Source organism: Ignavibacteriales bacterium (assembly GCA_016214905.1).
GTDB lineage: Bacteria > Bacteroidota > Ignavibacteria > UBA10030 > SZUA-254 > PNNN01.
In genome coordinates this window covers 595,992-610,802 of sequence record JACRMQ010000007.1, presented here as the reverse complement: position 1 = coordinate 610,802, position 14,811 = coordinate 595,992, and the positions used below count along the sequence as shown (strand labels likewise).

Annotated in this window: 10 protein-coding genes; all 10 read right to left on the bottom strand. The window is 36.7% G+C overall.

What is annotated here, in order from left to right; genetic code table 11:
- Positions 1 to 31: 31 nt before the first annotated feature.
- On the bottom strand, positions 32 to 610 hold the full coding sequence (locus tag HZB59_09705; protein MBI5021701.1) for an NAD(P)H-dependent oxidoreductase: 579 nt from the start codon (positions 608 to 610) through the stop codon (positions 32 to 34).
- Between the two features lie 102 nt (positions 611 to 712).
- Positions 713 to 883, bottom strand: a complete 171-nt coding sequence (locus HZB59_09700; protein MBI5021700.1) for a hypothetical protein — start codon at positions 881 to 883, stop codon at positions 713 to 715.
- Between the two features lie 16 nt (positions 884 to 899).
- Positions 900 to 1,871, bottom strand: coding sequence for a hypothetical protein (locus HZB59_09695; GenBank protein ID MBI5021699.1), 972 nt, complete (start codon positions 1,869 to 1,871; stop codon positions 900 to 902).
- 169 nt (positions 1,872 to 2,040) lie between these two features.
- Entirely contained in the window at positions 2,041 to 2,916 is an 876-nt protein-coding gene (locus HZB59_09690; GenBank protein ID MBI5021698.1) for an alpha/beta hydrolase, read from the bottom strand.
- An 88-nt stretch (positions 2,917 to 3,004) separates the two neighbouring features.
- Positions 3,005 to 4,573, bottom strand: a complete 1,569-nt coding sequence (locus HZB59_09685; protein MBI5021697.1) for a prolyl oligopeptidase family serine peptidase — start codon at positions 4,571 to 4,573, stop codon at positions 3,005 to 3,007.
- A gap of 135 nt (positions 4,574 to 4,708) precedes the next feature.
- Complete coding sequence (locus HZB59_09680; protein ID MBI5021696.1) at positions 4,709 to 5,872, bottom strand: hypothetical protein; 1,164 nt, start codon at positions 5,870 to 5,872, stop codon at positions 4,709 to 4,711.
- Positions 5,873 to 5,909: 37 nt separating this feature from the next.
- Positions 5,910 to 8,318: a TonB-dependent receptor gene (locus HZB59_09675; GenBank protein ID MBI5021695.1), complete on the bottom strand. Its 2,409-nt coding sequence runs from the start codon at positions 8,316 to 8,318 to the stop codon at positions 5,910 to 5,912.
- A 70-nt stretch (positions 8,319 to 8,388) separates the two neighbouring features.
- Positions 8,389 to 12,459, bottom strand: coding sequence for a putative Ig domain-containing protein (locus HZB59_09670; protein MBI5021694.1), 4,071 nt, complete (start codon positions 12,457 to 12,459; stop codon positions 8,389 to 8,391).
- A 12-nt stretch (positions 12,460 to 12,471) separates the two neighbouring features.
- The gene (locus HZB59_09665; GenBank protein ID MBI5021693.1) at positions 12,472 to 12,669 is read right to left on the bottom strand and encodes a hypothetical protein; all 198 of its coding nucleotides are present in this window, start codon (positions 12,667 to 12,669) and stop codon (positions 12,472 to 12,474) included.
- 124 nt (positions 12,670 to 12,793) lie between these two features.
- A complete protein-coding gene (locus HZB59_09660; GenBank protein MBI5021692.1) occupies positions 12,794 to 13,141 on the bottom strand; it encodes a response regulator transcription factor in 348 nt (115 codons plus the stop codon).
- Positions 13,142 to 14,811 lie beyond the last annotated feature (1,670 nt).

Below are 14,811 nucleotides of genomic sequence, written 5' to 3'. Positions count from 1 at the left end.
ATACTGATATTTTTTTTGTTGCCTTCTGACATTATTTTTGTTCTTGACCAAGTTTTTCTATTTGATTAATCCATTTTTTACGTTTAAAATCGTCAGATGATTTAATCGGTCCAAATGCACTTATTTTTACAGGTTTTATTCCACAAAACCCTAAAATTCCTCTTTTCATCGAATTGTGACCTGGGCTCTTATATATCAATGAATAATACCATTTAGGCGTGTCCATTGTTACAATAAGTCTTGCAGATTTTCTCTTTAGCAGTTTATCCCAAAACAAAGAGTTGTCACGATGTTTAAAAGCAAACTTTGGTAGAAAAACTCTATCAATAAATCCTTTTAATAACGCAGGATATGTCCCCCACCATGTAGGATAAATAAAAACCAAATGGTCAGCATTTAATATGTCGTTCTGGACTTTCAACAAATCTGGTTCAAGTTCAGTCCTTTGCCTATATCCATAATGTAAAATTGGGTCAAAATGCAAATCTATAAGATTTACTAATGTGCAATCAGATGAAGATTTTTCAGCTCCTCTTTTATAACTAATTGCAAATTCATAACATAAACTGTTTTTGTCAGGATGTCCGTTGATTATCAAAATCTTTTTTATTATTAGTCATTCTCCTTTATGTTTTTACATTGCTGGTAATACGTATTGGGCATTCGTTTTCCATTATTTGTTCGTTAACCATTTTTGAATTATTTCATTTGATTAAATTACAGTTGATTTTCCATGTGAACCATTTTCGATTAATACATATCGTTTGTCTTCATGTTTCCAGTTTTCAAAAATTAAATCCCAGCCTTTTTTGTCAACGATATTTTCCTTCTCACCATTAATTAATAAGAGTGGACAACCTGCAGTTTTGGAATAATCAATCATTGAATCCAGACAATATTCAATGTTTAATAATATTAGATGATTCCTCGATAGTTCCCTCATAAACCGTATTATATCCATTCCATTTTGGAGGTCCATCTGAACCTCCAATAATGTATAATTTATTATTCAAAATAGCTGAGCCCATCAAAACGTTGTTCTTCGGTAGTGGATTACTTTGGTTCCACAAACCCGTATCAGGATCAAACAAATCTACACGAGTCAAATCTTCATCATCCGAAAATCCACCTGCGATTAATATCTTATTGTTGATTAAACCTATGCCAAAACCGACTCTTGTTGTTGGTAGTGAAGCACAAGTATCCCATTTATTTGTAGCTGGATCATACACCTCGACACTTGAAGTAAATGACCAAATATCTCCACCTTTATTTGTGTTTCCTCCAAAAATATATATCTTATTATTATAAACTGCTGCAGAATAATTATGTCTTGGCGTAGGGATAGGTGCCTTTTCTTCCCATGTATCTGTTTGTGGATTATACACTTCATTTTTTGCTGAAACTTTCGACCAACTTTCCAATCCTCCAATAATGTATATTTTGTTATCTACAACAGCAGCTTTCATGTGTTGCCTGGCTGTAAGCATAGGGGCAAGTGTTTGCCAGCTTTCTGTTGTTGTATTAAACATTTCATTTTTATCAAGAAATTTATCTCCTCCTATCGCATAAATTTTACCCTCAACGCAGGCTGTTGCAAGATTCCAGCGTGCGGTCGGCATGTTAGGTTTCTCAATCCATTCATCCATTGTTAAATTATATTCGTACATCAGTCTTGATGCAGTTGGTTTATTGGTATCAATTTGTATTTGTCCAACGATATAGTAAATTTTTTCTTGACAAGTTACCGCTGATCCACTCAAACATTTGTTTGGAAGTTCCGCTTTGGGTTTCCATACTATTTTTTGTGAATAGGAATTAATGAAAATTAATCCAGATAAAAGTAGAGTAAAAAAAATCTTTGTTACCATTTTAATAATCTTTTAAGTTAAACAATCATTTTTATAATATTTACCAGTTGCTAATCTCTATCCTATTTAGCTTATATGGAAACGATCCATATTGCAACTAACTAGCATATAAGTATAATGTCGTCATATATAACAGTGAATACACATGCCTGACAGAGTTATTTTTTCATTATTTGTTGCTTATCCATTTTCGAATAATTTCATTTGCTTGTGTTACAGTTGATTTTCCATGTGAACCGTTTTCTATAAGTATGTATTGTTTGTTTTGATGTTTCCAGTTTTTGAAAATCAAATCGCATCCTGTTTTGTCAACGATATTATCTTTCTCACCATAAATTAGCAATAGTGGATAATTCGCGGTTTTTGAATATTCAATCATTGAGTCCATTATTTTTTTTGATTCAATCATCATATACATACTGAAATACTTTACTAATGATGAATCATTTATTCTTGATTCTGATTCTTTTCTGTCTTCTTCGTTTTCAATCATGTTTGGATCGCCTGCCATATTAACGATCGGAGTATGCCTTGCAAAAAGATAATAACAACCATATTTTATGTATTGACAAAAACTTGGCGACATACCTTTAGCTGCTTTTTGCATATAAGGTGGATTGACAAGAATTGCTCCGGCGATGTTTTTCAGATTGTATGTAACAGCTAACAAAATTGCACATGACATGCTATGACCATACAAAAAAATTTTATGATGTTCGGAATTATAATCTTTATCATTTGAAATGATTTCTGAGAAGTCATTAATAAAATCTTCAAAATTAGAAATATCACCGCGCATACCTTCAGAATATCCGGTTCCCCGTGGGTAAATAACGACAACTCTGTTTTCGTCATTCGACAAAATACTGATCAAATCTTTTTCATTGTGATGATTTATCCCGGTTATGCCCGAGATGATGAAGATTGTGGAGTTGTAATTTTCTACAGGCGTATAATTATAGATAAATAAATGATGTCCATCTCTTACTCCGAAGAAGTATCCATCGCTCTTACTTAATATTTCGGGTTTATCAAAATTCTTCATCGAAGTACCAGAATTATAAAATAGTAGTTGTGATAATATCACGAAGTAATTTGATTCACATTATCGGCGATACGTATGGTCATCATTCTCACCTCGAAACGACAAGTACTGAATTATCTCCTCCTTCGGCGTTGTAGTACTTCTCCATGTTTTGTGGATCGATAAACCATTTCCCATCGGAAACGAATTTGTAACAATAAACCCCGATCGGGAGAGACATGCTCATTTCCCATCTGCCATTGCTCTGTTTCGTCAGTTTGTCACTAGTGGGATTCCATCCATTGAAACTTCCTGCAACAAAAACTTCTTTAGCATCAGGAGCAGAAAAAGTAAACTCAACCTTCACGGGCTTAATTTTGTTTGCGCCAAAGCCTTTGATCTGCCTCTGACTTTCCTCGATTAGTGTGGCTGCTTTAGCGGATTGACCGATGAAGACCAGATGCCGGATATGATCCTGCTTTTCAGCAGGAAGAAAACACTGTAGCGCGGATTCTTTGCCTTGTTGCTTCATTTGAGTGCAAAGGTCGTCAAGTCGTTGAATTACCAACTCCTCTCGTTGCCATTTCGTGGGATTCAGATATTTATCCAACCAATGATATGCTATCTTTTTGACCGACAGCGTAAAAAAATGTCCTCCATCGAAGTAAATGACTTTCAAATTATCCCCGGCGTTAAGAGCCTCGTATCGTTCACGGGAGTACCGCTCGAGTTCGACAGTTTCCTGGACATGTTTGGCGCTTCTTCTTTCGCCATCGGGATGACCCAACCATTCGCCCCTCCCGCGTGTTAGCAAAATTGGTCGTGGTGCAAGTGCGGCAAGGTAGTCTGCCGATTTACCTACCTTCGCCAATCCAGGCAATGCCGAACTAGCCCAACGCTTAACCGGCTCCTTGTCGTTAAAAAAATTCAACAATTCAAAAAAACCGCAGGAAGATATTCCAGCCTTCACCCGCGAATCGGCGAACATGAAGTAAATCAAGTTGTAACCGCCTGCCGAATGTCCGATTGCGCCGATATGATTCGTATCGACAACATCGAGCGAATATAGCACGTCAATAGCCCGCGTCAAGTCGTATGCCTCTTTGCCCTGACTTGTTCTCCCATTTAGCAATAACTGACCTACACGGTGATTATAGAGATCGGCATCCCGTTCCTGGTTCACCAACATCGTATCACCCGGCAAAATTCTTCTTCTCTCTGCATGTCCAAATCTATCGGGGCAGATAACAACATAGCCGCGAAGGAAAAGCTCAAGACCATATTTCTGGTCGTCGTAGTATTGGTGTTTCCCGTCGTCTGTGTCCAATCCAGCCGGTTCTGACTTGCCGAGATGTACGTTGTCGGCATCCTGATGGATAGCGACAATTGCAGGTAGCCGCTGACCAGGTTTATGTTGTGGGACAAAGAGGTAAGCCCGAATTCTATCCTCCGGTTCATCGAAAAGATTGTTCGCCGGCTCAGACAGATACTCTATCTTGTACCGCCAACCGGATTCAAGTTGCACCTTCTCCAACGTATCAACTTTGACTGGTGGGTGCTGAGGGAAAGTCCCGAGGACATTCAGGAGAGTCTCCCGTTGTTGCTGTGAAAAAACTTTTTGATGGAAGTGCGCAACAACAAGGATACTGATAAACAAAGCGACTATTTTAGTTTTCATTTTTCTATCGATTTTTGATTATAGATATATAATTGAAGTCCATTTTTTACTTTAACGAAATATCCTCAAAAGCTATCATATTATTTTTAATTCTACTTTTCAAAACTGATTTCATGCATTCGAATTTTTAGACTGTTATTTATCCAAAACATTTATCGTGAGCCCAAAAGCTGTCATTACTTTTTTGTCATCATACGCGTTAAATCTTAATGTAATTTTTCCAGCAGTAACCGGAGTGCCTGATAAAATTTTAGTTTGCGAATTGAAGCTTAACCATGAAGGCATAGGGCTGCTATCGAGTGAAAGCACTTCATAACGGATACTGTTTCCATCATCATCGCAAACGGCATCATCCGGTACAATGAAAGAAAACATTTTCCCGACCGTTGCGGTTTGTGGTCTAGGTTTGTTTTTTACATAAGGAGGAAGGTTTGTGTTTTTCATGCTGTCAACAATATTGCCTATGCTTACCCAGTAGACCTGTACGTCTGAATAATCCATTTTAGCACCCGTGGTATAGAAAAGATATTTACCATCTGGCGGTACATAAGCACCCCAATGGCTGATACCAAAATTAATTTTATTATTTAGATATCTGCCATTGAACCATCCGCCTTTGCTATTTGGGTAACTGATGCATATCGGTCCTTGCTGGCAGGTGAAAATATAGCTTTCATCCTTTGCAATAAAAAAGTCTTGATCATCAACAACTCTGTTAATTGGGAAGCCCAAACTTTTAGCAATGGTATCTCTTCCTGTAATTTGAACCTTACTCCAATCCGATGCTCCTACTGAACTTGCCGAATTAGCGGAGACATAATAATTCCCATTATTCGTAACTTGCAGATAATGTGCGGATTCAATAGAAGTGAAAAATGGTTTAGGTGAACTCCACCTTGTTTCTTGCCTACTTGAAAAATACATATTATGATCATGTTCAATAAATAGCGTATCCCCCGTCAATGATAAACCAGGACCGAAAAATCCTTCGAACAATATCTTCGATTCACTCCATTTGTTATTTTCATACTTATAATATCTAATTTTATCACCGGTTACCGGATAATAACTTTTTATTTCGGAATAAAAAATCTCGGAGCCGTCTTTGGAGATAGCGATTCTTTCAGCGGCAAATGATCCCGGCGTGACTTCCAGTCTTAAGGCTTTTGGTTCGTTACCCGGCGGCAACTGTCCTAGGTACAAACTATCTTTGGGGATTGTTTGTGATAATCCGGTGTGTGACAATGTGCAAGAAACTGCAATGGAAATGATTCTTTTAAAAAGGTTATCTATTATCATAATGCTGAGTCATTTGAAATAATTTGATTCTTATTGATTAAAAATATACACGATACATCAGGTTAGGGAAAAAACCGAATTGAGTTAGATAACCAACTTTATCCGGCTTGCTCTCATCATAGTATTCTGATATTCTACTTTTGTTATCAGTAAGATTCATCAAATCAAGAAATATTTCGTGTGTAGTATTTGATGTATTGTACTTATAGCTGGCAGATAAATTTATCTGGTAGATATTATCGAATTTATTGTCATAAGCTTTTTTATAATCCCAATATATATTTGTCGTAGGATTAACTTCAACATTCCCTTGCACATCCCTTAAGAGCGGGATATATTTTTTACCGCCTCCGAAAAATACTTTGGAATTTATCGAAAGTGTCTGATTCTGATTAGTCCCAAGATTCTTAAATTCTTTACCAAATAAGAGATTAACCAAATAGTTATTGTTGTACTGCGTATTCCTCCACATACCTTCCAACGATTTGTATTTTGAATTGAATAACGACACATTCAATAGATAATAATAATTGTCATTAAAAAAGTGCTCCAATGTAAATTCTATTCCGTAATTTTTCCCAACGCCTTTGTTCACTAACGGAACATATTGGTAATCAACACCTTCATTAATAGTAGCATAATAACTCGTATCATTATTTTCTACAGGTAGATCATACAAATGTTGATAGTAAATTTCTATTTTTGCTATTAAGAATTCAGTATAACGGTTTTCATAGCCTAAAACAAAATGATGAGCTTTTAATAAATCCAGGTTTTTATTCGGTTCGATGACACTTCCATCGGTTTGCCGTACTTTGGTGAAATAATTGTGTACGCTTTCCATTGTACTATGTTTTCCATATCCTGCATGCAACGCGCTCGTATTACAAAGATTCCAATTCATTGCAATTCTTGGTTCAATGGTAAATTTATTATTCAGTAAAACATTCATGTTATGAATTCCAGCGACTAAAGTTATATCTTCATCGAATTTATGTTTCCAAATTATAAAATTGTTTATGGTACTGATGTTCTTCTGAAAATCTGTGACATTAAATAAAGATGCTGCTTCATTCTTAAATATGCTTTGATCATAATTATACCCGAACAAAGTATATTTAGCCCCGATTTGAATTTTGTTTCTCGCATTTATCTTGTTGCTGTAAGCTATTGCTCCTCTAAATGCAGAATTCACTATTCTGCTCTTAAAGGTTTGCATTTTTTCACTAACAGAATCCGATTCAAAAATATCATCATTAAAACCTGTTCCAGAATAATACAAGGATGTACTAAGATAACTGTTGTCATTAATAGTCAGGATATGGTTCATTCCAAAGTTTGCAAGGTATGCCTCTTTCTTAAAATCCTTACTAATATTAGCATTTGATGTTGCACTACCCGGGGTGGTAAATTCACCCGGTTTAAAATTTTGTATGTTAAACCCACTTAAGCCACCAAGACCAAAGAAAGTAAATCTCCCTATATTTTTAGTAGGCAATACAACCTTAAAAGTTACATCTTGATAATCTACAACACCTTTGACATCAACTAAGCCAAGTTTTTTAATCAAAGAAACCGTTGAATACCTGTAATTAACAAGATAGGAACCTGCGTAATCATTCTTAAATGGACCTTCAAGTGTAAGATCAATACCTAGTATTCCCACTCCGAACGCCGCTTCAAATCTTTCATTATTCCCCGTTCTTAATCTTATATCCATAACACTTGCTAAAACATCTCCGTACTCGGGGGAGAATGCACCCGAATGAAAATCGGATGTTGCCAACAAACTATTATTCAATGCTGTCAGCGCTCCGAATGATGAGTTCTGATCATTCATATGATATGGACTTGAAATTTCAATCCCATCTAACCGCCACTGAAGATATTTGGGTGAATTTCCTCTTACAATGATATCGCTACTCCCATCGGGGCTGCTTGTCACACCGGCAAAACTGGAAATCACTCTTGATGGATCGTCCATACCTCCGGTAAAACGTTTTGTTTCTTCGAGCGATATAGAACGTGAACTAATTAATGACATATCATTTAAAGCTTCTCCTTTATTTTCATTTGGCGTGATAACTACTTCATCCATTTTTACTGCTGACTCCTGCATCGAGAGATCTAACACCACTTCTTTGCCTGAGTTCACCACAATATCGGGAATGATTTTGGTTTCATAACCAAGAGACGATATTCGCAATGTAATTCTTCCGATTGGTACGTTCTCAAATTTAAATATACCATTCATATCAGTTGTTGTGCCTATCACTGGGTCAGTGCCGACGATAGAAACATTAGCCCCGATTAGAGACAATTTATTATCTATATCTAATATGGTGCCTCTCACCGTTTGAGAAAGTTTTTGACTGAAAGTAAAAGTTTGGAAGATGGTTATAGCCAATATTGTCGATATGATTCTTTTAAGATTTTTCTTCTGCATATAATTTTTTTCTTGTTGATTTCTGTATCTTGTTAAGCTGTAACAATAGATTTACGAATAGACAAAAGTCTTAACGTAGAATTACCATCTTGTGCACTATACTTACATCATTGCCCGTCAGCCGGTATGTGTACACTCCACTCGACATCCCGGCTGCGTTGAATGTTTCTTTGCAGTATCCGGCGTCATATTCTTTGTCTGCAATCTCTTTTACAAGCTGACCGAGTGCATTATATAAATACAACTTATATCTTCCCGCTTTCGGAATTTCAAATTCGATTGTCGTTGTCGGGTTGAACGGATTTGGATAATTCTGATGTAATTTATATTCCGTTGGGATTTCATTCCGATCGGATAATACCAATGTGAGTTTCGTGTTGTCAGGGTCATCAATTTTAATTTCTCCGTTTCCAGTCAGTTTTACATTCCTTAACTTTTTGCCGGACTCCTGAATCTGCAATCTCACAATATGATCGGTAACGAATGCAGAATTCCACCTGATATCTACGGGAGAACCTGCACCGCTTATTTGAATCGGATATTGCAATTGTTTACTCACATGCGAAGTATATGTTTCGGCAAATCGCTGAGATTTAAAACGGACGTCGAAAATACCTTCCGGCGGAGTTGGCGGCAAATCAAACTTCGATTCTATTTCTTCATTCCGTAGGCCAAAATAGAGCGAGCGTTTTTGCCCCGCTTGATTTTCGAAAATAATTTCACTCATATTATTCGTCAGTTCAGGCAACCGACTTGACCGGACTGCTGCTGCAATCGGAGATGACGACCATAAGAGATGCAATTTCCCTTCCGGATTCACTTTAACCCAATAACCTTTTCCGGGAATTATCGAATCGGTCATATTATAACCTTCACCGTATCCGAAGAAATCAGATTTGATCGATGTTCCCACACCGGTAATAGATGAAACGCTGATTCCTCGAGTCAGCGAACCGATGATGTTCCATCCATCCATTACGTCAATTGTATCTTCATATCGTGGACTACCTTCAACAAGGACAGTTTCGGGGGAAGCAAATTTCATCCAATACCCCGTTCCATTTATTAATCGTGCAGATATTTGATATCCACTTATAGTATATTCTGAAGCACCAGAGATAGTTCCGGGGAAAAGAAATGAGACGGAATCATTGATAACGCCGACCGGATTTGAAACAAGATTCCATTTCGCCGATAATGGAATTTCCACAATTTCTTCCGCTCGATCTACCGTTACTATGTACACTGAAGTAGATGTACAACCATTTGCATCAATTGCAATGATTGTGAAATTAAATTTGTCTGCTTTGGATAATGTTCCCGAAATTGTCCCATCCGAATTTAACGACAATCCATCCGGCAGATTACCACCAATGATGTTAAATGAATACGGAGGTGTACCGCCAGTTGCTGTGATAACTTGTGAATATATTTTTCCAACAGTATCTTTCGGCAGTGTCGTTGGCGAAAGAGTTATTGTGGGACAATCGATCGTTAATGTGTATCCTCGACTTCCAACACATGAATTCAAATCTATGGCAGTTACAGTGAAAATAAACTGTCCTTTAACTGTTGGTGTACCGGAAAGGTTTCCATTCGATGCGAGCGTAATCCCGGTTGGCAGTGTTCCGGTAGTTATTGAATATGAATATGGAGATGTGCCGCCGCTTGCGGTAATAGTTTGTGAATACAACTTTCCAACAGTATCCTTTGGCAATGTTGTTGGAGTAAGGGTTATGGCGGGACAATCGATCGTGAATGTATATTCCCTGCTTCCAACGCATGAATTCAAATCTGTGGCAGTGACAGTAAAGATAAACTGTCCTTTGACTGATGGTGTACCGGAAAGATTTCCGTTCGATGCGAGCGTAATCCCGCTTGGCAGTGTTCCGGCAGTTACTGAATATGAATATGGAGATGTGCCGCCGCTTGCAGATATTGTTTGATTATATGATTTGTATTGAATACCGTTCAATAACACCGAAGGTGTTAATGTAATAGTCGGACAAACGGCAACGGTTACATCGATAGTATCAACCCCGGACCTTAATTGTGCATCGGAAACGGTAATAGGTATCTGTTTTAAGCCAATTAATGTTCCTGTTAGAATGGATGCTTGGAAACTAAATATATTATCACTGGTCGTTACGTCTCCATGTGTACCGTCATCATAAAATTGTTGTGTACTGCTTCCACCGATCGAAGACAGATCACCTATTACGCTTAAACTGGTACTTGTAGGATTGGTGCCGGGAGTAACTGCGCCGATAAATAAAGTAGTATTTCCCACAAAAGCCGTCGATGGCTCTGCCCTTCCAATAACCGTCGGATTTAGTGTTAATGGTGTAAGTGAGAAATCATCGACTGCAAGCCCGTCATCTGGACCAGGTACATCTTTATCAATCCATCTGAGAAAAAATGTTGATCCATTTGTAATATTTAGTCCGTTTATTGAGCCGATAATTATTCTCCGATTGGTGGAGGAATTCCCATCTAATGCACCAATTGTTCCGTTTGTTGTAGGTGTGGCAAAATCAAAAAAAGAATAATTCGAATAAGTTCCTTCAATCAAGCTGGTTGCATCGGTTGATAATTGAAATTGAATAGTATCAGCCCTGCCAGTCGCACCCAGCCGCCACTCTTCACCAGCGTAAGCAATCGTGAGTGAATTAATCGTGCTACCGGTAGTATTTGTAAAACTTGCTCCATAAAAAGAAAATAAACTATCACTCACCAAACTGCCCAATGCTCTTTCGGTAGTTGATGTTGAACCAAAACTGTATGTTTCTCCCACATTTTCCGAACCATTTCCTGCTGTGTAGGTTGTATTGGCATTTGATCCGGTTTCGGTAAATATCCAACCTGTCGGCATGGTACTCGATGTTCCACTACTTGCCAACGTATCAAAATTTTGTTTATACGCTGCCCCAATCGTTGAAAGAACGATAGTGTTACCCCAACTTGCATCGATTATAAATGAACAGAAAACACTGGCATCAGCATTATCAGTTGCAATCACTTTTATGCTAATGTTAGTTACCTGCGTTGGAGTACCGCTAAAAGTTAGCGTTGTAGGATCAAAAGACAACCATGTTGGTAATGGATTTCCATTACTCAAGGTTGCTGAGTATGTAAGAGTATTATTTCCATCGTCATCTATAAAAGTGCTGTCCGGCACTCTATAACTGCATTGATGTCCAACTTGAAATGACTGATCAGGAATCTGATAATTTAGGTAAGGATCAAAATTCGTATGTTTCAAAATCTCTATAAAACTTGCACTTACCCAATAAATATCTGCCGCGATATTTGGTCCCCAACCATTGGGCCTGCTGAAAAAATAATATTTATTATCTGGACCTATGTAAGAACCCCATTCTATTTTATTGGTATTTATTTTTGTTCCTAAGTTTTTAGGATTAGTCCAACGACCATTTTTATTATAGCTTATGTATTGATCTTCCTGTCCGTAGCCGTCCGAACGAATTGAAGTAAAAATGATATAACTTTCATCAGGTGCAATAAAAGGATCCCATGCATGGTGAGGCATGTTAATAACTTTATCAAGTTTTTCAACCGTGGTGTAATTTCCACTCTCATATTTCGAACGAAATAAGTCAGGGGGGGAGCCATCCCGCGTTGAACAAAAATAAAGCGTCCCATCAAAAGTAACCGTTGGATGGTACTCTTCAGATTTTGTATTGACAGGTGCATTAAGTCTGACGGGAGTTGACCAAACTTGATTTACTTTTGTACACATATAAATATCTGCACCGTTGGTATAGAAAATGTGAAGACTATCAGGGGTAAAAAAGGGTTCTATGGGAGAATGATTGAATGGAATAAAACTCGCTGGTGCCGGTTCTAACCAGTGACCACTATAACGATTTGAATATAATATTTTAAATTGATTATTTTCACCTACTGAAATTAAACATTCCAAACCACCCGGAGAAAAAACTATCTTTGTTTCTCTTCTATTAGAAAGAGATATGATTCCGGGTGCAAAAACGATTGCGGAATCACCCGGAGGGGTTTGCTCCCAATATAAACTATCAGTTGTAACTCCCTGTGTACATACTGGCAACGATGTTACCACCATTACTAAAATGAAAAGTAAAGATTGAATTATTATTTTCATATAGATCTCCTGTTAAATTAAATTAACTGAAACAAGTTTCAAGTTTAAGTCTCTTATCAGGTTTAGAATCCCATGTAAATGTGATTCGTCCTTGATATTTCCTGTAAGAATAGTATTGTTCCCTTCATAACTGATCTCCATACCTTCGAAACGATCTTTCCAATTATGATCAAGGTGTTCCTGAACTATTATTTTAGTTTTGCCTTTCATCTTTTTTCATTATTCTTATAGTCAAACATAAGACTTACTCAATAAAAAAAAATCACCCGCTGGGGTGATTTCAACGGGTGATTTGTTATTTGAAAGATATTTAAGCGAAAATGCTAACTGTAAATTAGACTAAATTTAGCTCTTTCACTTTCTCAATGGCTTTTTGGCGACTGTTTACCTCAAGTTTAAGGTAGATGTTCTTTAAATGTGTTTTAACTGTATTCAGGGAAACAAAAAGCTTAATCGCTATTTCCTCGTTCGATAAACCTTCGGTAAGTAGTTGTAGTGTGTCGAGCTCGCGGTTGCTTAATTTGAAATCTAAATTGATTTTGTTAAGTTTATCTCTTTTTTCAATTGCAAGCTTAAGTTTATCGGTTAATCTCTTAGGAATATTTGTTTTTGTAGTAGCCTGCATTTTAAATATGTCTGTTAATAAATCTTTTATTCTGTCATGGTAATAAATAAATGACATTAATATATTTTCAGCAGTAGCGTATTCCAATGATTCTGTCAAGCATGCGATAGCTTTTTCTTTATTTCCAGTATGTTTATAAAGAATAGCATATATTATTTTCACTACAATCAACGTTTCTATCCAGTTTGCCGCTTTTGACATCGTTTGTAATTGGGATAATATTTTTTCTGCTTCATTAAATTTTAAATCTGTAATCAGTAATAATACAAAAGAAAAATAACCACGACCTTCTAAATATGAAATTTCTTTATCGAGCCCTAGTTCATTTTCTTCAAACAAATTTCGGGCCTTTTCAAGTTCATACTGTTCAATAAGCATTTTCCCTTTCATATCAATATATACAGCTCTGGCGGCTGGAGAAATTGTATTTTGTTTTATAATGTCATCTATTTCATTTAGCAATTTTATAATACCGTCATCATCCCCACGTCCGAATAATATAAGCGAATAAATTAATCGCACCCAAACTTTATAGGAACTGTTGGATAAATTATTGCTTAAGCTATATGCAATTTTAATATTTGCCATTGCTTCTTCAAAATCTGTCTGCATACATTCAATTTCTGCCATACAGGCATATAGCTGGACATAGGTGGGTTCCGATTTTATAATTTGCGAATAGCCACTTTCTTTCATGTCCTTTATCAGGTCAGAACATTTCTTGTAAGCAGAAGTATAAAGCCCCATACGCTGTTCTATGTAAGCTAAATTATAGGCATTGGTTGATATAAGATAGATGCTGCCCGATTTTTTGCTATAAGCCAGCGCCTTTTCAAAAGCAACAATACTTTCAGGAATGTGTCCACTAATCTCCTCTGCCCATCCAATAGAGTACCATGCCCAGCTATACCAAAATGGATCATCATCCGAGAGGTCTCTCATCGCCGCTTTACAATAGCTGATAGTTTTTTCCGGGTTTGCTGTTTTTGAGTATAGGTAACCAAAAGCAACGGATATTTTTCCTAGCAGCTGCTTATTATACTGAACATCTTCTTTTGAGGAATTATTATTATTAATTATTTTCTTTGTAATTATTTCGGCACTCTCCAAAAAGGGTTCAGCTTTTTGATTTTTACCAACAATAATCAATATCCATGCATAGTATAAACTAAAAACTACATTCTTTTTAATGAATTCATCAGGCAGTAAATCACCATATTTCAGAATAGCAGCATGCTGTCCGTTTTTCCACATGGTCTCTACGATGTCTCCAAGATAACGTATGCTTTTTTCAAAATCCCTTGTTTCTATTGCGTGTTCAATTGCAAATTGTGGCATTGAATTATCCTTGAACCATTCAATTGCCTTATTATGAAGATCATTGATAGCTGCTTTACCTTTTAAGTGAAGTCTTTGTTTTAATAGGTCAGCGAAGAGATGATGGTATCTATACCATTTTCGATCATTATCCAAAGGAATAACAAACATGTTATTTTTTTCGAGTTTCTCTAAAATTATCTGACTGTCATTTCTATTTAATACGATATCACATAGAGGAGCCGACATTTGCTCCAGAATGGACGTTTGTAATAAAAATTTCTTGATGTCATCTGTCTGAATTTTTAGCACCTCCTCAATAAGATAATCCATGATATACCGATTATCTCCCTTTAGACATTGAATAAATTCAGTAACATCTTCACGACCCCGCATTGACAATGCCGTTA

Coding starts and splice junctions, on each gene's coding strand:
- HZB59_09660 (MBI5021692.1), bottom strand. CDS start 13,141: ATGTCATTTATTTATTACCATGACAGAATAAAAGATTTATTAACAGAC.
- HZB59_09700 (MBI5021700.1), bottom strand. CDS start 883: ATGATTGATTATTCCAAAACTGCAGGTTGTCCACTCTTATTAATTAAT.
- HZB59_09690 (MBI5021698.1), bottom strand. CDS start 2,916: ATGAAGAATTTTGATAAACCCGAAATATTAAGTAAGAGCGATGGATAC.
- HZB59_09685 (MBI5021697.1), bottom strand. CDS start 4,573: ATGAAAACTAAAATAGTCGCTTTGTTTATCAGTATCCTTGTTGTTGCG.
- HZB59_09675 (MBI5021695.1), bottom strand. CDS start 8,318: ATGCAGAAGAAAAATCTTAAAAGAATCATATCGACAATATTGGCTATA.
- HZB59_09670 (MBI5021694.1), bottom strand. CDS start 12,459: ATGAAAATAATAATTCAATCTTTACTTTTCATTTTAGTAATGGTGGTA.
- HZB59_09695 (MBI5021699.1), bottom strand. CDS start 1,871: ATGGTAACAAAGATTTTTTTTACTCTACTTTTATCTGGATTAATTTTC.
- HZB59_09680 (MBI5021696.1), bottom strand. CDS start 5,872: ATGATAATAGATAACCTTTTTAAAAGAATCATTTCCATTGCAGTTTCT.
- HZB59_09665 (MBI5021693.1), bottom strand. CDS start 12,669: ATGAAAGGCAAAACTAAAATAATAGTTCAGGAACACCTTGATCATAAT.